We start from the raw sequence: 23182 nt of genomic DNA, 5'->3' as shown, positions 1-23182 counted from the left end.
GGGCATACCATAGGGAAAATGTAGCCGGAACGATGGCCATGACCGGAACACCGCCCAACCCTACACCCACCACCCTAGAGAAGGTCTTTGAACTGCTCGACCAAAAGTTGATCACCCTGGGGGTGCCAGGAGGATTGAGTGCTGTGGGGATTAACAACATCCGCACTGGGCAGTGGAACGAGGCTGCGCTGTGCTTTGGAGGGGCGGCGGCGGTGTGGATGGCGATCAAGGTGGGCAACAAGCTAGCGCCAGAAATTGACCAAGGGCTAGATCACGCCATTGCGGCGGCGAAACGCTTGCCCCAAACCTTGCGAACCGACTTTACCAGCGTTTATCTACGGCGGCAGGCCCGTCAGTGTGAAGAATCCACCATTGAAGGCTTTAACCCAGAGAACACAGCCATTCCACTTTTGGAAAAGGTCTTTGTGCCCCTAGATTTAAGCGGAGCAATAGGCGCATTAGATCAAGCGCCCCTTCGCCAGCTAGATCCCAGTTTGCGGTCTGAAAATCTGGATATTTGGAAACTGCTAGCCAAATCTCGGAAAAATCGCCAGTTTCGGCAGATGTGCATTTTGGCCAAGGGCGGCAAGGGCAAAACCACTCTGCTGCGCCATATTACGCTTCTCTATGGCCAAGGAAAGCGCCTTCACGGTGCCCCAAAGTTGGTGCCTGTACTGCTGCGTCTGCGGGAATGGGTGGACGAACTCAGCCAATCTCAGCCCCCCGGCTTGGCGCAACTGATGACCGAACACCACATCCCGACCCTGTGGAAAAATCACCCGCCCCAGGTGCCCGACCGCTGGGCCGAAAACCTGCTGAACCGTGGCCAAGCCCTGGTGATGCTGGATGGGTTTGATGAAATCCCCATGGCCAAGCGCCCCCAGGTGAGCCAATGGATTACCACCCAAATGGAAGACTACGACCAGTCTATTTTTCTGCTCACCTCGCGGCCCAAGGGCTACGAAAACTACACCGCCAAACGCCCCTCCCTCCCCATCTACATCAACGACTTCAATGCCGACCAACAGGCCGACTTTATTCGGCGGTGGTACCTCTGCCAAGAGCGCTGCTATCGCTCTACCCGCCGCCATGCCAGGGAAGCCGCCACCGAGTATGCCGACAACCTGATTGCCCAAATCCAAGCCCGTCCCGAAGACCTAGGGCAAATGGCCAAAAACCCGCTGCTGCTGAACCTATTGGTAACGCTGCACCGCTATGCCCCCACCAAAGCCCTGCCCAGCCAACGCCTAGGGCTATATCAGCGCATTTGCAGCCTGCAACTCGATACCCGCCCAGCGGCCCGACTGATCACAATGTGGCTGGACTACGACAAAAACATGGCCCTATTGCAAGCCATCGCCCTACACATGCTCAGCACCCCATCCCAAACCGCAGACCCCAATGAAGAACGCCTCGTCATCGATCACCATGCCCTACTAACGCTGCTGCAACCCCACCCCATCCTCCAAAAGGCCCAGGCAGACCCCGCCGATTGGCTAAAGCAAATTGTGGACGTGAGCGAACTGCTGGTGGAGCGCGAACCCAAGGAATACGAATTTCCCCACGCCAGCTTTCAAGGCTTTTTTGCCGCTAGAGAACTAGCCCAACTCCAAAACACCACCATTGCCCAAAACCTAGTTCTACAAAACTGGAACACCGCCCTCTGGCGAGAAACCGTGCTGCTCTACACCGCCCAACTCGATCCTGATGACCTGAACGACATCATCCGCAAAGCCTGTGAGCTAGATAGCGAAGCTGCCCAACTCGCCAAGCTTTGCCTACAGGAATATCCCCGCCCTGAAAAAGTAGACCCCGACCTCAAAGCGCTGCTGGAGGATCTGGAAACCGTTACCCAAAACTCGACCTATGCCAAGCTAGAGGAACTGCTAAAGGCTGGACAATGGCGCGAGGCTGATGAGGAAACCTATCGCCTAATGATTACCAACCCAGCCGTGGGCAAGGAAGAAGGTCAATGGTTTGACCCCAAAGACCTAGAAGAATTTCCCTGCGAAGACCTGCGAATTTTAGATCAGCTTTGGGTGAAATACAGCAACGGTAAGTTTGGCTTTAGCGTGCAAAAGAAAATTTATGTAGAGACAGGCAACCCGCTTGATGGCAAGTATCATGAAGACACTTGGCTAAAATTTGCAGATCGCGTCGGCTGGCGCAAGGACGGAAGCTATCTGAGCTACAAAGACCTACAAGCCAACCCTTCTTTTTCCCCCACAGCGGAATTTCCGTCGTGGCGTGGGGTGTGGGGGTGGCGTGCGTTGTGGGTGCTTCTCTTCTCTCGCGCGGAGACTTGTAAACTGTAGCAGATAAGCGCTTCAGCCCGATCCAAAAGAATGATTACCGACCCCCTCTGCACGGAAAATTAGGTGTTTCGGGGATCGCTTACCTGGCACCAAGGGTCAGGTCGTATTGGCCTCAAATCGGGCACTTACCACATCTGGGTTCAAACAGTTCGCTAATACAAATTTCTTAGCCACATTTTGCACCGCATCCATGGGCGCTTGCCATTCATCCCACAGGCTTTTTTGGCCAGGGGTCTTTTTCTTGGCCTTCATCTTTTGCCGAATCGCCGCCAGCTTCTTGCTGCCCCAGGTGTTGCGCCGCTCTGGCTTAGGTTTGGGTTTATAGCGCTTGCAAAACTTCCGATAGGCTTCCGCACAAAGTTCCAACGACATGCGGTTAAAGCACATGGCTGTGTACCAGTTCAGCCAATGCATAATCTTCGGCAAATCGTCGGGCTGTTTTGGCTCCAGCAAATAATGCACATGGTTGCTCATAATGCACAACCCATAGAGCTTGAAGCCGTATTTCGCCTTGCAGCGCTCTAGGGCATACAGCAAAATCTCACGGCACTCATCCCGAATTAACCGAAACTCACGGTTATTGCACCGCACCGTAACGTGGTAACAAAATCCGGTCTTGAAGCTACGTTTGGATCGCGCCATAGCCGTAGGGTGCCTTCGCGGCTTAAATCGTTTTGGCTAATTTTGGATCAATCCCTTGACCGCAATGTGCCGATTACCCATCGCGAATTTCTCTGTGTATGGCGTTGGTGCATTGCTTTGCATTGGCGCTAGCCTCGGCGTTATGAACTATACATCATTGGCTCATGGGAATTCGTTGGGCATAGGCATACGATCTAGCGGATTATCGGTCGGATATCGAAAGCCTGCGTGCTAACAACTGGCGATGATCATTGTCAGCGACACATCCCCTATCAGCAGCCCACTGAGAATTGAGCAACTCCCCCTGCTGCAAGCACTGTATGGCCGCGTCGTAATCCCCGAAAGCATCTACACCGAACTCTGCGCCCTACAGGCTTTCGGCGTGGATACATCCTGGTTGGCGGAGACCGAATGGATTGTCGTTCAATCGGTGGATAGTCAGGCCTTGGTTGATGGATGATATGTCTACCGTACGGGCGCACCGCTGTGTGCCCCAACCCTAGATCCCATTTTATTGATCCCCCATGACCCTTACCGAACGACTTCAAGGCACCAACCTCTATCTGATTGGCATGATGGGGGCGGGCAAAAGCAGCACCGGAACCGCCCTGGCCCAGGCCTTGGGGTATCAGTTTTTTGATACCGATGCGGTGCTGGAAACGGCGGCGGGGCAGACGATTTCTGAGATATTTGCTGAGGCGGGAGAGGATGCGTTTCGGCAGCAGGAAACCGAGGTGTTAGCACAACTGGCGGCCTATCGGCGGTTGGTCATTGCCACCGGGGGCGGCATCGTCACCCAGCGGCGCAACTGGAGCTATCTGCACCACGGCATTGTGGTGTGGCTGGAGGTGCCCCTGGGGGTGCTAGAGCAGCGCCTTGCCGGGGAAACGGGACGTCCCCTCTTGCAACGGCCCGACTGGCGGCAAACCCTAGCGGATTTGGTGGAACAGCGCCAACCCCTCTATGCCCAGGCGGATGTGCGGGTGCCCGTGGGGGCGGAGGACAGCGTGGAGGCCATCGTCGCCCAAATTTTAAGCCTTGTTGACGAAAGACTGCGGACGGATGCGCCCTCGGCCCAGCTCAATTGATACACTAGCGGGAGCCAATTATTCCCATTGCCCTAGCCCTATGGTTCAGTCTTCTTCTGCCGCCGATAGTATCCATGCCGCCGAGGCCACGCGAGTACAGATTCTCAGCGAAGCCCTGCCCTACATTCAGCAGTTTCGGGGCCGCACGGTGGTCGTCAAGTATGGCGGTGCGGCGATGAAAGACAGTAGCCTCAAGGCCGACGTGATCCGCGACATTGTGTTCATGGCCTGCGTGGGTCTGCGTCCGGTGGTGGTGCATGGCGGTGGGCCAGAAATCAACACCTGGTTGGGTAAACTGAACATCGAGCCCCAGTTTAAAGATGGTCTGCGCGTCACCGATGCCCCCACCATGGACGTGGTGGAAATGGTGCTGGTGGGCCGTGTCAACAAAGAACTGGTGGGCCTCATTAACCAGGCCGGGGGCAAAGCCGTGGGCCTGTGCGGCGTAGATGGCAACCTGATCACCGCCCGTCCCCAGGGGGCTGAAGGCGTGGGCTTTGTCGGCGAGGTCAGCGGCGTGGATTCTCGCGTGATCAAGACCCTGGTGGAGGCGGGCTATATTCCCATTGTCTCCAGCGTGGCCAGGGACGACAACGGCCAAGCCTACAACATCAATGCCGACACCGTGGCCGGAGAAATTGCCGCCGCCCTGGGGGCCGAAAAGCTCATCCTGCTCACCGATACCAAGGGCATTTTGGAGGACTACACCGACCCCAGCACCCTGCTACCCAAGCTGGATATCCAAAAGGCACGGGAGCTGATTGAGGTGGGCATTGTGGCGGGGGGCATGATTCCCAAGGTGAACTGCTGCGTCCGTTCCCTGGCCCAGGGCGTCGGGGCCGCCCACATCCTCGATGGCCGCATTCCCCATGCTTTGCTGCTAGAAATTTTCACCGACCTCGGCATCGGCTCCATGATTGTGGCCTCCGAGTTTCGGGGCTAATGGCCTAACGCACCGCCAGGACTGTCCGGATCCGAGCCTGGAGACGGATCTGGCGCTGAATGGCCACCGCTAGGGTAGCGGTGGCCTTAATGGAGGAGAAGGGCTTAATTGTCAGAGAGAGGATGGGAGGGCGGCCCTATCCTCGCTGGATGTGATGGCGCAGTTCGGTATACATGTCGTGGAAGTCGTCGGTGAAGCAGAGGTCGAGGGTGCGGGGGCGGGGCAGGTTCACCGATACCCGGTGGACGATGGTGCTAGGGCGAGCGCCGAGCACGTAGATGGTATCGGAAAGGAACAGGGCTTCCCGGAGGTCGTGGGTGACGAGCAGGGCAGTACATCCGGTTTTCTGCCAGAGGTCTTGCAATAGACCCCACATTTCCTCACGGGTGAAGGCATCGAGGGCGGCGAAGGGTTCGTCGAGCAACAAAATCTCTGGTTGGTGAATCAATGCGCGGCACAGGGAGGCCCGCTGGCGCATTCCCCCAGAGAGTTGCCAGGGGTAGTGGTGCTGAAAGGACTTCAGGCCCACGGTATCCAGCAGGGTTTCGGCGGATTTGGTGTATTGGTCGCGGTTTTGGCGAAACTTGCGCTTGTGGGGCTGGACGACCTCTAGGGGCAGCAGCACATTGTTGAGGGTGTTGCGCCAGGGCAGCAGCACTGGGTTTTGGAAGGCGATGCCAATATTTTTGAGCGGGCCAGTGATGGGTTGGCCATGGAAGTAAACCGCCCCTTCTTGGGCGGGGCTGAGGCCCGATACCATCCGCAGCAGCGTGGTTTTGCCACAGCCCGATGGCCCCACGAGGGAGACAAATTCCCCCTGGGCCACCTGAAACGCAACCTGGTCGATCACCGTGAGCGGTGCGCCTTGGCCGTAGTAGGTAAGCCGAATATCGCGAAAATCAAGGGCGGGATCCGTTGGGGTATAGGCAGACACCGGACTGACATCGACCATGGCAGAAACTCAAACGTTTTCCTAGACGCTACCGATCCGAGGGGCAATAAAATGTATTTGGAGCTACATCTTGTCTGACGACTGCGGGATGAACGCCCCATGATCAACGTCGCGTCACCATCGCCCAGGGCATCGGGGCGTCTCCGTGCGCCCGATTGAAGCGAATCTGGGCGATCCTGGGGTTACATCACCAGTTGGTTGAGGTCGGGCCGCAGCTTGAAGCGCACCAGAATAAGGGTGATATTGTCGTGGCCATTTTTCTCATTGGCCAATTGAATCAGATCGGCGACCCCTTGGTCGAGGTTGGCCCGCGAGCTGAGCAGGGGGGCAATGTGGCTCGCTTCGTGGCGTTCTAGCAGGTCATTGTCACTGAGGCCGTCGGAACACAGGATCAGGAGGGTATCTTCGGCAATCTCTAGGTAGCTAATGCCCGGTCTCAGGTAGTCTTGGTCGCGGGGGCCAAGGGCTTGGGTCAGTTGGTAGGCATCGGGACGGGCATAGGCAATGGCGGGTTCAACCCCACGGTTAATTTCCCGCTGCCCCACCTCGTGGTCTATGGTGAGTTGCTGCAAGCCCTGGCGCTTGCCGTAGCTGTAGATTCGGCTATCTCCCACATGCACCAAGGCCACCCGCAGGTCTTGCACCAAGGCCATCACTAGGGTGGTGCCCATTCGCCCCAGCCCTGAGGTGGCCTTCACTTGGTTGGCGTCAAAAATGGCCTGGTTGGCCTGGGCAACCCCGGCGGCAATGGTGGCTTCATCGAGGGCATCCTCACGGCTAAGCGGCCCGAAGTAATCCTGAAGGGTTTTCACCGCGAGTTGACTGGCCACTTCCCCGGAGGCGTGTCCCCCCATGCCATCACAGAGGATATAGATCCCCGCCGCCTGGAGGTGGGGGCCTTGGGGGCCATTGTGCTTTAGCCACTGGGTTTGACAGAAAAACCAGTCCTCGTTGTGGTTGCGCTGTTGGCCCACATGGCTTTGGCCCGCCTCCTCCAAGGACAACAACTTCATGGGGAGCACCATGGTAGGCAAGTCCATGCCGCCGCCCTCGTCAGCCCCTTCATCACCCTCGTCGTCGTCCCGATGGGCCATGGCCAACCGTAGCAGGTCTTCGTCGCTGGGGCTAAGGTCGGCTTCCTGGCCTTCTGTTTCCTGATATTCTGTTTCCTGGCCTTCCGTGGCGGGCGATTCCAGGGGAACTGAGGCCGAAATGGGGCCAGAACGGTATTGTCCGGCTAACTCGGCTAGGGCTTCCTGAAGCCGTTCTAGGGGGGTCAGATGACCGTTGGCTAGGGCATGAATAAGCTGTTGAATGGCCAACGCAGGTGGCAGGGCTTCGGTGAGCAACATCCGTTGCCAGGTTTGGCCTAGGGCAGGCAGATTGGGGGTAGTCGCCGAGATATCAATGTGGTTGAGACACAGAAGATGGTTAGGGCTCAAGATCAGGCAGTCGGGATTGAGCAGGGTGATTTGTCCTTGCCACGGGGCGAGGGCTTGCCACAGTAGGGTAATTTCAAAAAGCCACTGGGTCTGTTGCAAGGGATCGGCGGTTTTGCTGGCCCATAGGGCATCGAGACGGGGCCAGGTACTGCGATCTTCGAGGACTAAGATGGTTTGGCCATCGGTGCGCACCACGTCGTGTAGTTCTGGCACCGCTGGGAAATAGTCGGCCTGAAGGGCAAGGTAGGGCAGCGCCTGATCCGGCAACTCCGCCAGGGCCGGAACCGTTGCCGGATCTAAACCGGGCTGATCCATCCACAGATCTTGGAGGTCTCGGAGGGGGGAAACCTGTTCGGGGTTGCAGTCGAGCACCACTTGGGTGATCACAGCCTCTCCAGCGGCGGTTTGTCGATACAGGGGTTGCCCTAGGCGTTGGTAGCGCTTCTCGGCATCCAAATGGGGGGCTAGATGTCGCTGTTGAGGCTCTGGCAGAATTTCGTGACCGGGCCAGGACAAGCTGTACCAGCGTTGCAATGGCTGACCACACTGATCACACCCCCCTCGCTCATCGGGATTCTGAAACTGGCAAAAAGGGCAAGTTAGCATCGCTGAACGCCAATCCAACCTAGGCTATGGTGCGAATCTGTGGATCAAATCTGATGCCGCCACTACGTCCAGTATGCCATGGGACATCGGGCTAGGGATGAATTGAAAGGTCGGATACTCAGGTCGGATACTTCGTTCTACCTAAACCATGGTTCGCAGCCATCGCTGTTCATCGGGGGAGATGGATCGCCATTCACCGGGCCGTAAGGATCCCAGGGTGAGATCGCCGATGGCCCAGCGCACCAACCGCAGGGTGGGATAGCCCACGGCAGCGGTCATCCGGCGCACTTGGCGATTTTTGCCCTCCCGCAGGGTCATGGCAATCCAGGTGGTAGGAATAGACTGGCGATAGCGAATGGGCGGATCACGCGGGGGCAACGGAGGCTCCGTGGGCAGGCGATTAGCTTCGCAGGGGCGGGTGCGATACCCCCGGATCACCACCCCTTGCCGCAACTGGGCGAGGGCGGCGGCGGTCGGATCTCCTTCCACCTGCACCCAATAGGTACGGGGATGGCCATAGCGAGGATCGCTGAGGCGATGCTGAAGGCGACCATCATCGGTGAGCAGCATTAACCCTTCACTGTCGCGATCCAGTCGTCCCACGGGGTAGACCTCAGGGACGGGAATAAACGCCTTCAGGGTGAGGGCCGAAGTCGCGTCCTCGGAGGCGCTAAATTGGCTCAACACGTTGTAGGGCTTATAAAACAGCAAATATTGATAGGTCATCACCACACTCCTCCCCAGGGTGCTGGGTCAGGGTCAATTACTAACAGGATGGATGACAAACAGAGTTGCAGGATAGGGGCTGCTAAGAACCGTAGGATTGCAACTTTTTATTGCAACTGTTGTGGAAATATTGAGAATCCCCAGGCTTCTAGACTGTCCCGATATGCTGAAATCTATCGTATCAACGCAGGATACCCCTATGGACACCGGAACCCGATACCGCTTTTCTTGCACCCTCACCTTTGGCGACATCTACGGTCAGGTGATTGCTTGGCTGGTCATTTTGCTAATTAGCTTGGCCTCGTCCCTCGCCTTGATGGGGGCGCGGCAACCCGTGGTGGCCTTGGCAGCGGTGGGCTTAATTTTGGTGCTATCCCTGCCGTTCCTGCTGTTTGCCTTCGTCACCACGCTGCTGAACCACATTGAGTTTGAACCCGTGGCTTCCCCGCAAGCGGTGGCCCAATCGACGGGAACCCTTGATCGTGGCCAAGCCCCAGCCCAAGCCCTTAGCTAAATTGAGATCACTGACAGCGGGTTTCACTCGAATGAAGTACACCGCTAAGATCCCACCGTCCCCCTAATAAGGGGGACGGTGAATCTTCTACAGCCATAAACTGGGGGATCTAAAGCTAAACCAGCTTGTCCCTCACTGAAGCGAGAACCGCTATATGTTCCGATCCATTCAACTCGGATCAAGCTAGTTAGCCCCATTCAGCCGCATGAATCTCCTGGGACGCTGGGGCAACGCTGTCCTCGGCCCCAGGGTGATTCACGATCCGCATCGTTAGGGAGCAGCGGGTGTTCCAGTATCAGGGGTGATGTCCAAGGGGGCATCGCCCTCCGGTGGTACAGGGTCGAGGGGCAGAGAAGGATCGCCTTGGCTGGCCATTTGCTGAATTTGGTCTTTGAACTGGTCGGGGGCCATGGCGGCGGCTTGGTCAAAGAGCGCCTTAGCGGCATCTCGGTCGCCCTGTTCCTGCAAGACGAGTGCCTTGGCCAGCACCGGGCGGAAGTCCTCTGGGGTGGCGGCTATGGCCTCATCATACTGGGCCAGGGCTTGGTCGGGGCGGTTGTCCGCCAGGTACACCTGGGCCAGCAATAGCTTGATCGAGGTGGGATCTAGGCCAGGGGCTGCACCTTCGTTCTGGATGCGGTCAGCGGTTTTCAGGGCATCTTGCAAGAGCCCCGCCGCCGCCTGAGGACGGCCTTGCTGCACAAGCAGAGCCGTCAACCCCTGGAGGGCGTTCGTATCGGTGGGCTGCTGATCTAACACCGTACGATAGATTTGAGCGGCCCCTTCCAGATCGCCCGTTTGTTGCTTTGTTTGGGCCAACAACACCTGATATTCCGTCACCGTGGGGTTGAGCGTCACCAGCTTTTCGAGGGGGGCCACCACGGCCTCAACATTGCCCAACTGCACTTGGGTGTCGATCAACCCGCGCAGGGCGGTTTGGTTGTCGGGTTCGCGCTCTAGCACCAGTTCATATCCCCGCGCCTGGGCCTCCAGTTCGGCCTGCATGGCGTTAGGATCAGTGGCAGGAGCGTCGTTGTTGCCCGTGGCTCGACGGTTAGCGGTGCCGCTCAAAAAGGGTAGAAACGAGAGCGACAAGAAGGCGGCTAATGCCAGAATGAGCACTGTGCCCACCAGCCAGCGATTCCGTTTTACAGTCACAGGTCTACCCCCCACGTTCTGGTCTAGATGAGCCCGTTAATTCTAGCGCTTCCGGTGGTTCTTTTTAGGCCGATTTGGGGGCCGAAGCGGGGACGCCGCCGGGAGACCTGTAGGAGGTCTTTCTAAAGAGCTGTCGGACAGTCAACCCCGCCAACGCTAGATCACGGTCTAGATCGTCGTCCTCAGAAAATCACCAAAATGGCCGATCAGGAATTCATAAAGGATACGGATTATGGGCAGATAGGCGTGAAAACAGAGGCATCCTAGGTCGCAAAGTGAATGTTACGCTAGGCTTACTACGCTAATCCGGCAATGGATAGCGGCTGGTTGACGTTGAGAGGAGGTCGGTGGCGTTATGAGTGCTGTAGACAAGAATTCCTGGCCCGAAGCCCAGGGCAATGAGGCGGTGCCCCCCAAGGATGCCGCAGAGAAATCACAACCCTCAGCGGAACGCCCTGCCCTAGTGGCCCCTCCCCCCCGCCCGGTGCGGCCTACCCCGCCCAAACCAACGGTTCCCCCTGCCGCCGCCGCTACCCCAGCGGTTGTGGCGTCTCGCCCCTCAGCGCCCGCTGCGCCCGTCGAGCCCGCCTTTGATCCTGCGGCCTACCGCCATTTGCCCATTGCCCCCCCCAGCGAGCCCATGCAGTATCGCGCTATCGGGCTGGTTCGCGGCACCTATACCCCCGCCGAGGCCGATCAGTTAAACCGGGGTAATCTGGTCACCGACGATGGTTTTACGGTGGATTCGGTGCTGTTGGGGCGGGTTACCAGTTTGGTGAAAAAGCACCTTGATTTGGCCGTACCGCACCTGTGGGTGGTGTATCCACGCACCCGACGCGAAGTAGAAACCAACGAAGATCAGGATCTACATTTTCAAATTGTCGGTGTATGGGAGCCCGAAACCCTAGGCTTACCGGGGGAATCCCCCAAGGGTGAGGCCCAGATCACCGATGACATCCCGGCAACCTCCGAGGCTTCCCCCCTGCCGGATCTCGCTGCGGCAGAGCCCATAGTGGATGACCATTATTTCTCCGTTCGGGGTGAGGTGGTGAAGTGTGAGCCAGAGGAAGAACTCATTACGGTCAAAATTCTCCAGGGCATTAAGCAGACGCCGGGGGGAGCCAAATCCTTCAAACTCACCTTGAAAGGGCAGATTTCGGGCCGAACCGTGGGCTATTTTTGGGACTTCCAAGTCAAGCGCGACGCCAAAACCCTGGCGGTGGCAGCGGCCTCTGTGGTGGGTATTGTGCCACCCAAGAAGCGTCCTAAGGGCAGCGTCGGACGGAAACCTGGAGGCAAGCGTCCCGGTGGCCCCCGTTCCTCTGCGCCCCCCCGTAAACCGACGGGCACCCACGGCAGCCCCCGCCCCCGGAAGGTGATCCCAGATGGGGGGGATGCTCCAGCGTAGTGGGGCATGGGGGGCGAATTTTCGCCTAACTACCGAGGGCGTCCTGGGGCAAGAAAGCTCGATCCATCGGCAAAGCCGCTACTGGGATCGAGAGTTCAAAGGCTCCGGTTTCAATCCATTGTTTGAGTTCCTGCTGCACTTGGCGAGCTAGGTAAACGCTGGCCAGGGGAGCGGTGCGCACGGGTTGCCCCTCAATGGTGATGGTGCCCGATTTAAGCTGGGCATAGCTCACTAGGCCAAAGGTGGGCCGCACCCGACGGGGAATGGAAAAATCCATCACCGGGGCCACGATGTCTTTATCCTGTACGGCACAGTGGGCCGCGACCTGTTCGTTCAGGATGGGTATAGGCACGCCAACGCCAATCATCAACGACGGCCCATAGCCCTTGAAATAGCAGCCCCGTACCCAGCGGGCATCCATGGGTTTGGCATCGCCCACCAGGGCCACCGTCGCCGCAGGGCCGATAGGGGTGTGGTTGGGCAACCGTCGCTGCAAGGGAAAATGTTGGGTGCCCTCCCAGGCGATATAGCCGACGCCGCCGCCGAGGAAAATCCGGGTGCCAATGCCCAGGGTGGCTAAATCGGGATCGTTTAGCAGGGGGGAAATGGCCCCAGGGTTGGCGTAGACCGCATTGCCGAGGCGGGGTTGCAAGGGGCCGAGGTAGGTGGAAAGGGGACGGTCACCGCCGTTCACCCCCACAATAAAATTTTGGTACAGGCCACGGGGGTTAAACAGGTAAAACTGGTTAACGGTGTCGCGGGTGATGGTGGTTTCGAGGGAAGCCCTGGGGTAGCAGTCTGTGGCGTGGCCCGTGGCCTGGAGGTGTACCGTGCGCCCCGCCACTAGGTCGGCAATCACATGGCCACCGCCATGCTCCCGTGCTTCCTCCGACTCCATCCCCTCCGCCAATCGACTCACCGCCACGGGCTGGCTGGCCCCCAAGTAGAGATCCACCGCCCCAAATCCGGCGTAGGCGGGCACCCCATCCAGGTAGCACTCCAGCAGCTTGATCGGCGGGTCGGTATGGCCCAGGTTGATCATCGCCCCGGCAGACTCCATCGGCTCGAAGGTGCCCGTCACTACCACATCCACGGCCTTGGCAGCGGCGGTAATCCCCTGTTCCTGGGCCAGGGCTTTAAAGTCCTCGGCGGTATAGACCACCACTTGTCCGGCCCGAATTTTTTCGTTAATGCTGTCGATGGTACGCATGGGACTAAGCCCCAGCCTTGGTTTTTTGAGCCATGGCCCAAGCCCACAGCAGCACTGCCATCAGCGCCGAGGGCGCAAACAACAGCCCCAGAGCTAACCCCAGGGACGGTTCCAACCCACTCCAGGACAGGCGCGGCAGCAGGTATTTAATCACGATACCTAGCCCTGCCGACAGGGCCACTACCTTAATCAAAAAGCTCAGGTCAGACATGGTGGTTGGGAAACTGTTAACCTGCAATCAGGACATCAGGAATTACGACCGTCGCACATTGAGGCAGCACCACTCCTGGCGACGCCAGAGGGTCGCCACCACCCAGCCGTGCTGTTCGAGGGTATCGGCCACCAGTTTAGACTGCTCTAGCAAAATGCCGCTGAGGATCCCCCATCCCTCGGGGGTGACCAGGGTGTGCAGGTTGGGGATTAAGTCCATTATCACCTCGGCCAGGATGTTGCACACCACGCCATCCACCGGGGCGTCAACGGCGTTCACCAGATCCTCTAAGCTACCGTGGAGTACGGGCATATCCTCAGCGCTCAGGTGATTGAGTTCACGATTTTCCACGGAAGAACGGACGGCAAGATCATCCACATCTGCCGCATAGACCTTCTTGGCCCCCAGCAGCAACGCCCCAATGGACAAAATGCCCGATCCGCAGCCGATGTCGGCAAGGGTAACGTTAGGGGAATCGTAGGTGAGGCGCATTTCCAGGGATTCCAGGCAAAGCTGGGTAGTGGGGTGCGCTCCCGTGCCAAAGGCTACACCGGGATCTAGTCGCAGCACAATCCGCTGGTTGTCGTCGGGGGGTTCCAACCAGGCCGGGGTAATCAAAAAACGATCCCCAATCGGTTCCGGTCGCCAGTGGTCTTTCCAGCTTTTCGACCAGTCTTCTTCGTCGATGAGATTCCAGGTGACTCTGGGCACCGCCAAATCGCTACAGAGGGCGTCTTGTTTCACCAATAGGGCCAACGCCGACAAATCCAGCAGTTCTAGCCGATGCTGGGCAAAGTAGGCTTGGACAAAACTGGCCGACCCTCGCCGCTGGGTCGAGGTGCCTTGGCTACCAAAGCTATCAAACCGCCAGAAGATATCATCCTCCATGGCCGGATCACACAGAACCTGAACTTCCCACCAGCTATTGCCCAACGCCATGATCACCGTACTTTGCCTAGGTTGTTTCACCCCGAATCATATAGCAAAAAGCCCTAGCGGCCCTCACCCCCAGCCCCTCTCCCACGAGGAGAGGGGAGCCGGAAACGGTCTTCAAAGTCCCTCTCCCTTGGGGAGGGGGATTTAGGGTGAGGGCTACGGGGACTTTGCGATCTAATTGCCCCTAGGGAACAGGACACCGCCTAGAGGTTGACGGTGTAGGCGTCGCGGATGCCGTCTACCTTGATGATTTCCTCCAGAATGCCTTCGGGCAGGGGATCATCCAGACTCAGTACCATCACCGCATCGCCGCGCACGATTTTGCGGCCCACCTGCATACTGGCGATGTTGACGTTGAAGCTGCCCAATAGGGAGCCAATTTTGCCAATAATCCCTGGCATATCGCGGTGCAGGGTAAACAGCATGTGCTGGGTGGGGGGCACGTTGATGGGGAAGTCATCGATGTCGGTGACGCGGATTTCGCTGCCGCCCAGCAATACCCCGGTGGCGGAATGCTCACCCAGGCTACCCTTGGCCTTCAGGTTCAGGGCTCCGGCATAGTCGCGGCTGTCCTCGTCGCGGGTTTCGATGACGTGAATGCCCCGCTCCTTGGCTTCGATGCTGGCATTGACGTAGTTGACCCGCTCTTGCAGGGCATTGGACAGCAGCCCCTTGAGGGCGGCAATCACAATGGGTTTGCTGTCGCCGCTGGCAATGTCGCCCTGAATGCTGACGGTCAACTCTTCGACGCGCCCCCCGGCCAGTTGGCTGACCAGGTTGCCTAGGGTTTCCGCCAATTGCAGGTAGGGGCCAAGCTTCTCCAGCACCTCAGGCCGCAGACCGGGGATGTTCACCGCCGAGCGGGCGGGCAAGCCCAGCAGCACATCGCGGATCTGCTCCGCCACGTCGATGGCCACGTTCACCTGGGCTTCCTCGGTGGAGGCTCCGAGGTGGGGGGTGAGGATGACGTTTTTACCCAAATCCCGCAGTTCCGATTCCCCCAAGGGTTCCGAGGCGTACACATCCAGGGCCGCACCGCCAATGACGCCATCCCGCAGGGCTTGGGCCAGGTCGGCTTCGTTGATGATGCCGCCACGGGCGCAGTTGATGATCCGCGCCGTGGGCTTCATGGTGGCCAGGGTTTCGGCGTTGATTAGGTTGGCGGTTTCGGGGGTTTTGGGAATGTGCAGGGTGATGTAGTCGGCCTCGCGGAAGAGGAAATCCAGATCTACCAGACGACAGCCCAACTGTTCAGCCCGGTCAGCGGAAATAAACGGATCGTAGGCCAGCAGTTTCATGCCCATGGCGCGGGCGACGGTGGCGACGTGGGAGCCGATTTTGCCCAAGCCCACCACACCCAGGGTCTTTTTGTAGACCTCCACCCCAGTGAAATCCTTACGTTTCCATTCCCCCGACTTCACCGAAGCATCGGCGCTGGGCACATAGCGAGACAGGGACATCATCATCGCCAGGGCATGTTCGGCGGCGGCGATGGTGTTGCCCTCCGGCGAGTTGACCACCACAATGCCGCGACGGGTGGCTTCGGGCACGTCCACATTATCCACCCCAACCCCAGCCCGACCGATGATCTTGAGGTTGTTAGCCGCCTCGATCACCGCCTTGGTGACCTTGGTACCAGAACGAATCATCAGCGCGTCATACTCGCCAATGACGTTGACCAATTCCTCCGGGGAGAGGCTGGTGTTTACATCCACCTGCGCCACCTGGGACAGAATGTCAATACCTACCTGATCAATGGGATCGGAAACGAGAACCTTGGGCATGGGTCGGCCATAAAAATGTCACAGGAATCTACTTTACTGCAAAGGCGTAATTAAGGAAGACTGTGCCGAACACGATGCAATGACCAAGGTCCATCGCCACAGAACCCTTTTCCACCAAGCCCCCAGGCTGGACGCGGCCCTAGGCCACCGAGGGATCTAACTGCCGAAAACAGTCCACCAGCACCACATTGGAGAACAGAAAACCTTCGGGATCACTGAGCCGAATCCGCCGCAGATTGTCCCAGGTAATGCCGTCCCCACCGTCCCCATCCAGCCGCACCCAGCCCTCTCGAATGTGGGGCTTTAGGGCGGTGTAGAGGGTGGCCCAGGTGGCCGCATCGCAGAGGGAACGCACCTCATCACCACCGATGCCCTCCGCCAGCCGCAGCCCCACCATCAGCCGATCCAAAAACTGCTCGGTGGGCGGCGTGGGGGCCTCGTCGTAAATGCCCCCCCCCGCTTGGAAATCCTGCACCCATGGCCCATAGGTCGCCAGCGTCCGGGGCCGACTGACCCGCTGGTGTTGGGTGTAGCTGGTCGCCCCCAGGCCAAAACCATAGTAGGGCTGGTTGCGCCAGTAGGTGAGGTTGTGGCGGCAACGGTGCCCCGGTTGGGCGTAGTTGGAGACCTCGTAATGCTCGTAACCCTGATCGGTCAAATAACGCTGGGCGGTGCAATACATGGCCGTGGTCTGCTGATCCGTCGGCAACGGCACATCTCCGGGCTGATAGCGCTGGGCAAACACCGTCTGGGGTTCCACCGTCAGGTCATACACCGATAAGTGATGCGGCCCTAAGTCAACCGCCTTTTTTAGTCCCGACTCCCAGATTTCCATCGTCAAATGGGGTAGGCCCGAGATCAAATCCAGGCTCCAGTTGGGCATATCGACCCGATGCAGCCAGTCCACGCTTTGATACACATCCGCCACCCGATGGTAGCGGCCACAGCTTTCCAGGATGTCATCCTCCAACGCCTGCACCCCCAGGCTGATCCGGTTCACCCCCGCCCCCAGGTAGCCCTTCAGGTGTTCCAAATCAAAGGTGCCCGGATCCATCTCCATGGAAATTTCCGCCCCCGGATCAATTCCAAACCGCTGATCCAACACCGCCAAAATCCGTTCCACCTGCGCCACCGACAACAACGAAGGGGTGCCGCCGCCAAAGAATACGGTTTCCAGGGAAGCCCCTAACTTCGGCGTGGCCTGAATTTCCCTACACAACACCTCCACATAGCCCTCGACGGACAGGGAGGTTTCCCCCCGCCGCTGGTTGCCCAACACCGAAATGGGGAAGTCGCAATAAAAACAGCGCCGCCGACAAAAGGGAATGTGAACGTAGGCCGAACGAGGAGCAGAAACCATAGGAAAAGTAATTCGACTTTCAACTTTCGAGTCAAACAAGTTCATGTCTAGAACGATCTTCATGCCGAGGCGAGGGGGTCTTCGATCTTGGCCAAATTCTCGCGGCAGCGCACTGTCCAGGGGTGGTCGGCCCCTAGCTTGGGTTCGAGGATGGCCAGGGCTGGCTGATAGCGCAGAGGGTTAACGCACAGCATACTCAGTAAACTGGCGTTTGAAGGGCGAATGAAACCCCACGACGATATCCGTTTTGGGTACGCCCATATTGACTAATTGGGCCGGAATGTCGTCTTCTGTGCCGTTGTGCTGAAGCCAGATTTTACCGTCTTTGATATCTAGATGCAGGATGCAACCATAGATTCGCCAGTCGTTTTGCCAACCAACCTGTACGAGTTGATAATGATCTCTGACGGTATCCGCAATGATTTGGGTTTCTACGGTGCCGTCAAGGTCACTAAGTTTAGCAAAGCCTTTCAACAGCTTGTGCAAAATTTCTCGATAGTGTTCTAACTTATCCATAGCGTATTCGGCGGCCATCACGATTTTTTGTTGAGAATGCGATCATATTCCGCATGGGAGCCAATCCAAAACCAAATGATTTTGTCTTCTTGTGCTTTCATGGTTCCCAAGGCGCGCCAACCGATGCCAACTCTGACTGACCAAATGTTGAGTTTGGCGTTAACTTTCTTAAACTCCAGGCTAGGATGGGAGGGATCTTCTTGCCAAAGCTGGTAGTTTTTCTTGGCGGTTTCCTGGACTCGGTTGGGCAGTTTGGCAAAGAGCTTACGAAAGTCCTGAGTTCTGGAAGATTTCATTACGCTTCGCCAAAGCCCCCGTCCTCGGTTTCGCCTGCCTCATCTGCGGCCAAGGCGGCTTTGGCCATCGCTTCAAAACCACCTATATCAATTTCGTTGTTGGCTAGGGTTGCTTGCCATTGCAGCTCATTCTCAATGTCATTAAGAAGTTGCTGAGCCAACTCATCTTGGAGATCATCAGGTAGTTTCTGAGCTTCTTTAAAGGCGTATTCCAATAGTGTTGACATGGCTTGCTCTCCCTTTTATTACATTAGAAATCAATGAGTTGCCGATGATATACGCGAGGGGTCTTACTTTCTCATTATCCCGCTACCCTTTGTCCTCGTCTAACTTGGCCAAATTCTCGCGGCAGCGCACTGTCCAGGGGTGGTCGGCCCCTAGCTTGGGTTCGAGGATGGCCAGGGCTTGCTGGTAAAGGGTACGCGCTTCCTCGGTGCGGCCTTGGGCGGCGTAGAGAATGCCTAGGTTTTCAGTAACTCGGCCAACATTGGGATGATCTTCACCGAGTGATTGCCGCCAAATCCGTAAGGCCTCACTCAAATATGGCTCGGCTTCGCCATAACGCCCCTGATCTCGATAAAGGTTAGCCAGATTATTGAGGCTAATGGCGACAGCGGGATGCTCGTCCCCCAAGAGCCGCTTGCGTGTTGCCAGGGACGACTGCAAGAGAGGTTCGGCCTCATCGTAAGACCCTTGATTGTAATGGAGCAAGGCCAGATTATTGAGGCTGGTGGCGACATCGAGATGCTCGTCACCTAAGAGCCGTTTCCACATCGCCAGGGCATCTTGGAAGAGGGGTTTGGCCTCCCCATAGCGCCCTTGATGGCCGTAGAGCCCAGCCAGATTATTGAGGCTGGCGGCGACATCGGGATGCTCGTCACCTAAGAGCCGCTTGCGTGTTGCCAGGGCCGACTGCAAGAGAGGTTCGGCCTCATCGTAAGCCCCTTGATTGCAATGGAGCATCGCCAGATTATTGAGGCTAGTGGCGACATCGGGATGCTCGTCACCAAATAGTCGTTTCCACATCGTCAGAGCTTCTTGGAAGAGGGGTTTGGCCTCCCCATAACGCCCTTGATGGTCGCAGAGCCCAGCCAGATTATTGAGGCTCCCGGCGACATCAGGATGCTCGTCGCCCAAGAGCCGTTTTCGCATCGCTAGGGCGTCTTGGAAGAGTGGTTCGGCCTCCCCATAACGGCCTTGTTTTTGGTAGAGAACGGCCAGATTATTGAGGCTAGTGGCGACATCGGGATGCTCGTCACCAAATAGTCGTTGATACATTGCTAGGGCTTGCTGATAGAGGGGTTCAGCCTCACTGTAGCGGCCTTGCAGTTCGTGGCTTCTGGCAGCGCTGTTTAAGCTGTCGGCGATGTCTTCGTGTTCGTCCCCTAGAAGATTGCGCCGCAGGTCTAGCGCTTTCTGCAAGAGCGGGTCAGCCAGGGCATACTCTCCCCTTTCGAGTAAATACATACCCATGTCGTGAAACACATCAGCAGCTTCCGTAGAGGCAATAGCGCGCTGCTGGCAGTAGGTAGATAGGTCTTGTACATGGTTTACCAGTGGGGCTAGGGCGGGCCAGTCTTGATATTCAATGCCTTTGCTCTTTTCTGGAAGTAGCTTTACTATCGCCCTAAACAGCGGCTCCACCCAGCTTTGGCACCCGGCATCCCCCAGTTCTGCCTGCATCACCTCCTGCACCAGGCGATGCAGGCTCAAGCTCTGACTCTCTGGCTTCACCCGAATTAACGAATAGCTGCACAGCGGGTTCAGTAGGTCGTAGAGTTCCAGCGGGTCATCGGCGGCATCGGCTAGGGCGGTGGCTAGGGGTTCGCCGAGTTCTGTGGCCCCCTGGGTGAACAGGTTAAAGGGAATAGCATCGGCATGGAGAAAGGCGCAGTAGTTCAGCAGGGCCGCAGCAGCGGGGGCTTCGTTTTGCACTTCCTTGAGGTTCAAGGCCCAGGTGGTGGCGATGGATTCGGGGTATTGGCCCAGCTTGGGTTTGGCTTTTTCGAGGCGTTTTAGCCGCTGTTTGCGGTAGCTGGTGAGGTAGTCGCCAAAGGAGACTCGGTTGGTGACGATGTAGGCGGCGGCTTGCTCTAGGGCCAGGGGCAGATAGCCCAGTTCGGCAGTGAGTTCGGTGGCGGCGGCATATTCCGTAGGGGCAATCCCCCGTGATTGCCCTGACCCCGTAACGGTTGGGTTTGGCCCATCGATTGTATCGATCCTGTCGGATTGGCCCAATTCGTTGGGGAGATTGGTGGTGGGTTTGATGTCCTGGGTTGGGCGCACACGTGGGTGCGCCCCTACGGCGGCGGCGGGGGTGCGTGCGGTGCGGGTTAGGAGGAATGTTATGGCCTCTTCTGGGTTGAGCGTTTCCATTGCCACTGGTTGCACGATGCCCAGGTCTTGGAAGTCTTGCGCCCTAGAGGTAACTAGGATGTGGCCCGTAATCTCGCGGGGGAGAAACGGCTGCACCCGTTCGGGGTGGTCGGCGTTGTCAAAAATCAGCAGCCAGCCCGCTTCTCGGCTCAGCCAAAGCCGTACATACCGCACGGTTTCGTCCTGGTTTTCGGCATCCTTCAGGGGCAGGTTTAGCGCCTGGGCAATGGCCACGTAGCTGTTGGTCAGTTCCAGTTCCGTATCCGCCCGAATCCAGAACACATGGCGATAGTCGTCGCGATAGCGGTAGGCATATTCCACCGCCGTTTGGGTTTTGCCAATGCCGCCCAGCCCGCTAATCGCCTGGGTTTGGGAAATCGCCGCCGTCCGCCCCTCATGCAATTGCTGGTGCAGCGTCGTCAGTACCGCCTCCCGCCCGGTGAAGTAGGGATTGCGGTCATAGGGCACCAGCCACGCGGGTTCGTCTTCTGGTTTTCCAGGCGCGGCCTCTTCCCCAGCCTTCAGCACTCCCGGAAAAAGTTGCTCCAGTTCCTCATACAGACGATCTAACCCGCAGCCTGTCGATCCTTCGACCCAGCTCAGCAGAGCCGCCACTCGGTTGCCCTGGGCCGCTGCGCCTTCGGGCACAATCCCCGGTGACGGGTTGAGGGTAAATCGCAACTGCTCAAACTGTGGGGCTGGGAGCGCACCCAGGGTTTGAAAAAGAATCCGCCGTTGGGAAGACATCAGGCCGTTGGAGGAGAATGGCTGTGCCCATCGTAACCTAGGATTCTGGGTTGATGGTGGGGCAGTGCTCACCGGGCTGCATCCGGGCTACCTGGGGGCTGTAAGACTTATCCGCCCTAGGATACAGGCTCGACCAGCCTATCTCTCCTAGACTGGAAGCACTCACTTACTCAATCCGCCTCAATCCGCCTCAATCCGCTTTGTTGGTCTCCGGCATCAGCGGGCGAGACTTCCTCGCTCGTGTGGTCTGGCTGGGAATCGGAATTATCTAACTCGGATTCGGCATGAGGCCATAGGGAACTAACTCCCACGGGGCCTGTGCGGCTCCTCCTAGCGGCCTATCTCCTAGGGACAGTCTTTTTCTAGACAACTTGCAAGTCGTAGTCATAACGAGTATGATTTAGGGGTGATTCGCATCAACGTATCCACCGCTGTCCGGGAAGAAAGCCGTGACGGCCTGGACTCGCCGGATCGCGATTGAAGTATTGAATGAAGGAAAGCCCATGATTGCCACTGCAACCCGCAAAACGGACGCCGCTCATCGGTTCTATCCCACCCGCATCGATATGCCCGCCAATCTCCGTGCTCAGGTGGTGGCGGTGCTGAACCAAACCCTAGCGGCCACCCTAGATCTCAAAACCCAGGCCAAGCAAGCCCACTGGAACGTGAAGGGCATGAACTTTTTGCAACTCCATGAGCTTTTCGATGAAATCGCTGGGGAATTGGAAGGCTATGTCGATATGGTGGCCGAACGGGTCACTGCCCTGGGGGGAACCGCCTTGGGTACCGCTCGCATCGCCGCCGCCGAGTCCCTGCTGCCGGAGTATCCCCTTGATGCGGTGGATGGCCCGGAGCACGTCGCCGCCCTCGCCGAACGCTTTGCTCACTATGGCCAGCATGTCCGCGAAGCCATCGCCACCACCGACAATCTGGGCGACGCCGACACCGCCGATCTCTACACCGAAATCTCTCGCACCATTGACATGCGGCTGTGGTTCCTGGAGGCTCACCTGGTCAAAAAAGCCGACCTCGACTAGGCCAGGTTCTTCATACGCCCAGCACCCGTCGTTCCTATGAAAACATGACTTCGGTAGGATGGGGGCGGAGGGACTCGAACCCTCACGACCGCAATGGTCAACGGATTTTCATCCTCCCGCCGCTTTCGCGACCGCCAGCCCTTGGGATAACCCAGGGGCGAACGTTGAGAATTGGACCCTCCCTTTACCCTCGACTGCACGTTAGGGTAGCTCCCGTCGGGCCTCTGCACCTTCCAGCCTGTTCCGGTGATTCAACAGCGGTTCGGGCTGGCTTGGCTCAGGATTGCCATGTCCAAGGCTCTAGCTCTGTCCGAGAACAGCCTAAAACCCCAAAGTTAGGTTTCCCTGAGTTTGAGAGCTTCCACTTAGCAAATTTCTTCGCTAAGGCTCAGTTTTCTAAGTCCGTAGCGTCTACCATTCCGCCACGCCCCCATAACATCTTGCCTAGGCCAAAGCCCATGGCGATGTCGTGTCTTATTCCATCACCAACTGGCCCCAATTGCAACCATAGGCAGGATCTTTGCCGGGGGGCACAGATTCCAGGGAAGTTCTTACCGAGGAACGGCGTCCTCCCTTTACAATGGCGGAGAGGCGGGTGGTGATGGGGAGACCATGCCCATCTGGCCTGACCTTGCTTTGTGACCCTAGCCGCTGATTGCCTGGATACCATGCTTGCCGATCTAACCCTGTCCACTGATCTCCTGATTACCCTAGCGCTCTACGGTGGGCTGGCTGGGGTGTATTTAGTGGTGATGCCCCTGGCGATTTTGTTTTACTTGAAGGCGAACTGGCACCGAGCGGGTTCCGTCGAACGCACCCTACTCTACGGCCTGATGTTTGTCTTCTTCCCAGGTATGTTGCTGTTCAGCCCGTTTTTGAACTTCCGCCCCCAGGCCCGCAAGCTGAGCTAAACCC

At 57.8% G+C, this 23182-nt stretch carries 23 protein-coding genes; 8 read left to right on the top strand and 15 right to left on the bottom strand.

Translation table 11 applies throughout. The annotated features are described in order from the left end of the window. Positions 1–38: 38 nt before the first annotated feature. Entirely contained in the window at positions 39–2315 is a 2277-nt protein-coding gene (locus H6G62_RS08425; protein ID WP_190494012.1) for a GUN4 domain-containing protein, read from the top strand. 96 nt (positions 2316–2411) lie between these two features. Here H6G62_RS08425 and H6G62_RS08420 read toward each other — a convergent pair whose 3' ends face one another. Next, positions 2412–2957, bottom strand: coding sequence for a transposase (locus H6G62_RS08420; protein WP_190494010.1), 546 nt, complete (start codon positions 2955–2957; stop codon positions 2412–2414). 244 nt (positions 2958–3201) lie between these two features. Here H6G62_RS08420 and H6G62_RS08415 point away from each other — a divergent pair, with 244 nt between their 5' ends. The 3 genes from H6G62_RS08415 to argB all read left to right on the top strand — a co-directional run bounded on the left by H6G62_RS08415 (position 3202) and on the right by argB (position 4988). Further along, positions 3202–3417, top strand: coding sequence for a hypothetical protein (locus tag H6G62_RS08415; protein WP_190494008.1), 216 nt, complete (start codon positions 3202–3204; stop codon positions 3415–3417). Positions 3418–3481: 64 nt separating this feature from the next. After that, positions 3482–4045, top strand: coding sequence for a shikimate kinase (locus H6G62_RS08410; RefSeq protein WP_190494006.1), 564 nt, complete (start codon positions 3482–3484; stop codon positions 4043–4045). A 40-nt stretch (positions 4046–4085) separates the two neighbouring features. Further along, positions 4086–4988, top strand: a complete 903-nt coding sequence (argB, locus tag H6G62_RS08405) for an acetylglutamate kinase (protein ID WP_190494005.1) — start codon at positions 4086–4088, stop codon at positions 4986–4988. A 136-nt stretch (positions 4989–5124) separates the two neighbouring features. On the opposite strand, the gene H6G62_RS08400 is transcribed toward argB, so the two are convergent. The 3 genes from H6G62_RS08400 to H6G62_RS08390 all read right to left on the bottom strand — a co-directional run bounded on the left by H6G62_RS08400 (position 5125) and on the right by H6G62_RS08390 (position 8714). Then, positions 5125–5940, bottom strand: a complete 816-nt coding sequence (locus tag H6G62_RS08400; protein WP_190494003.1) for an ABC transporter ATP-binding protein — start codon at positions 5938–5940, stop codon at positions 5125–5127. Between the two features lie 182 nt (positions 5941–6122). After that, positions 6123–7898, bottom strand: coding sequence for a serine/threonine phosphatase (locus tag H6G62_RS08395; protein WP_190494001.1), 1776 nt, complete (start codon positions 7896–7898; stop codon positions 6123–6125). Between the two features lie 231 nt (positions 7899–8129). Further along, positions 8130–8714 (bottom strand): pseudouridine synthase, encoded by a 585-nt coding sequence (locus H6G62_RS08390; protein WP_190493999.1) that lies wholly within the window; start codon positions 8712–8714, stop codon positions 8130–8132. Between the two features lie 199 nt (positions 8715–8913). Here H6G62_RS08390 and H6G62_RS08385 point away from each other — a divergent pair, with 199 nt between their 5' ends. Continuing rightward, entirely contained in the window at positions 8914–9228 is a 315-nt protein-coding gene (locus H6G62_RS08385; protein WP_190493997.1) for a hypothetical protein, read from the top strand. 270 nt (positions 9229–9498) lie between these two features. Here the strand turns inward: H6G62_RS08385 and H6G62_RS08380 are convergent, their stop codons facing one another. Continuing rightward, the gene (locus H6G62_RS08380) at positions 9499–10386 is read right to left on the bottom strand and encodes a tetratricopeptide repeat protein (RefSeq protein ID WP_190493995.1); all 888 of its coding nucleotides are present in this window, start codon (positions 10384–10386) and stop codon (positions 9499–9501) included. A gap of 355 nt (positions 10387–10741) precedes the next feature. Between H6G62_RS08380 and H6G62_RS08375 the strand changes: the two genes are divergently transcribed. After that, entirely contained in the window at positions 10742–11794 is a 1053-nt protein-coding gene (locus H6G62_RS08375; protein WP_190493993.1) for a hypothetical protein, read from the top strand. A gap of 25 nt (positions 11795–11819) precedes the next feature. Here the strand turns inward: H6G62_RS08375 and H6G62_RS08370 are convergent, their stop codons facing one another. From H6G62_RS08370 to H6G62_RS08330, 10 genes are all read right to left on the bottom strand, one after another. Next, positions 11820–13004 (bottom strand): homocysteine biosynthesis protein, encoded by a 1185-nt coding sequence (locus H6G62_RS08370; protein ID WP_190493990.1) that lies wholly within the window; start codon positions 13002–13004, stop codon positions 11820–11822. Between the two features lie 4 nt (positions 13005–13008). Beyond that, complete coding sequence (locus H6G62_RS08365; protein ID WP_190493988.1) at positions 13009–13215, bottom strand: hypothetical protein; 207 nt, start codon at positions 13213–13215, stop codon at positions 13009–13011. Positions 13216–13257: 42 nt separating this feature from the next. Beyond that, complete coding sequence (gene prmA, locus H6G62_RS08360) at positions 13258–14148, bottom strand: 50S ribosomal protein L11 methyltransferase (protein ID WP_190494067.1); 891 nt, start codon at positions 14146–14148, stop codon at positions 13258–13260. Positions 14149–14354: 206 nt separating this feature from the next. Then, the gene (gene serA / locus H6G62_RS08355) at positions 14355–15935 is read right to left on the bottom strand and encodes a phosphoglycerate dehydrogenase (protein WP_190493986.1); all 1581 of its coding nucleotides are present in this window, start codon (positions 15933–15935) and stop codon (positions 14355–14357) included. A 139-nt stretch (positions 15936–16074) separates the two neighbouring features. Then, the gene (gene hemW / locus H6G62_RS08350; protein WP_190493984.1) at positions 16075–17295 is read right to left on the bottom strand and encodes a radical SAM family heme chaperone HemW; all 1221 of its coding nucleotides are present in this window, start codon (positions 17293–17295) and stop codon (positions 16075–16077) included. Positions 17296–17354: 59 nt separating this feature from the next. Continuing rightward, complete coding sequence (locus H6G62_RS28285; protein ID WP_277883011.1) at positions 17355–17489, bottom strand: hypothetical protein; 135 nt, start codon at positions 17487–17489, stop codon at positions 17355–17357. Next, on the bottom strand, positions 17476–17829 hold the full coding sequence (locus H6G62_RS08345) for a XisI protein (protein ID WP_242051891.1): 354 nt from the start codon (positions 17827–17829) through the stop codon (positions 17476–17478). Before H6G62_RS08345 ends, H6G62_RS28285 begins: the two co-directional genes overlap by 14 nt. Beyond that, entirely contained in the window at positions 17829–18107 is a 279-nt protein-coding gene (locus tag H6G62_RS08340; RefSeq protein ID WP_190493982.1) for a hypothetical protein, read from the bottom strand. The genes H6G62_RS08345 and H6G62_RS08340 overlap by 1 nt, the downstream gene beginning before the upstream one ends. Further along, positions 18107–18334, bottom strand: a complete 228-nt coding sequence (locus H6G62_RS08335; protein ID WP_190493980.1) for a hypothetical protein — start codon at positions 18332–18334, stop codon at positions 18107–18109. Before H6G62_RS08335 ends, H6G62_RS08340 begins: the two co-directional genes overlap by 1 nt. A gap of 82 nt (positions 18335–18416) precedes the next feature. Beyond that, positions 18417–21230, bottom strand: a complete 2814-nt coding sequence (locus H6G62_RS08330; RefSeq protein WP_242051890.1) for a tetratricopeptide repeat protein — start codon at positions 21228–21230, stop codon at positions 18417–18419. 503 nt (positions 21231–21733) lie between these two features. Between H6G62_RS08330 and dps the strand changes: the two genes are divergently transcribed. Further along, on the top strand, positions 21734–22267 hold the full coding sequence (dps, locus tag H6G62_RS08325; RefSeq protein ID WP_190493978.1) for a DNA starvation/stationary phase protection protein Dps: 534 nt from the start codon (positions 21734–21736) through the stop codon (positions 22265–22267). Between the two features lie 668 nt (positions 22268–22935). Next, complete coding sequence (locus H6G62_RS08320; RefSeq protein WP_190493976.1) at positions 22936–23178, top strand: NAD(P)H-quinone oxidoreductase subunit L; 243 nt, start codon at positions 22936–22938, stop codon at positions 23176–23178. Positions 23179–23182 lie beyond the last annotated feature (4 nt).

Source organism: Phormidium sp. FACHB-1136 (assembly GCF_014697375.1).
Lineage (GTDB): Bacteria > Cyanobacteriota > Cyanobacteriia > Phormidesmidales > Phormidesmidaceae > Nodosilinea.
The sequence above is the reverse complement of the archived record's forward strand: the minus strand, read 5'-3'. Positions and strand labels throughout refer to the sequence as shown.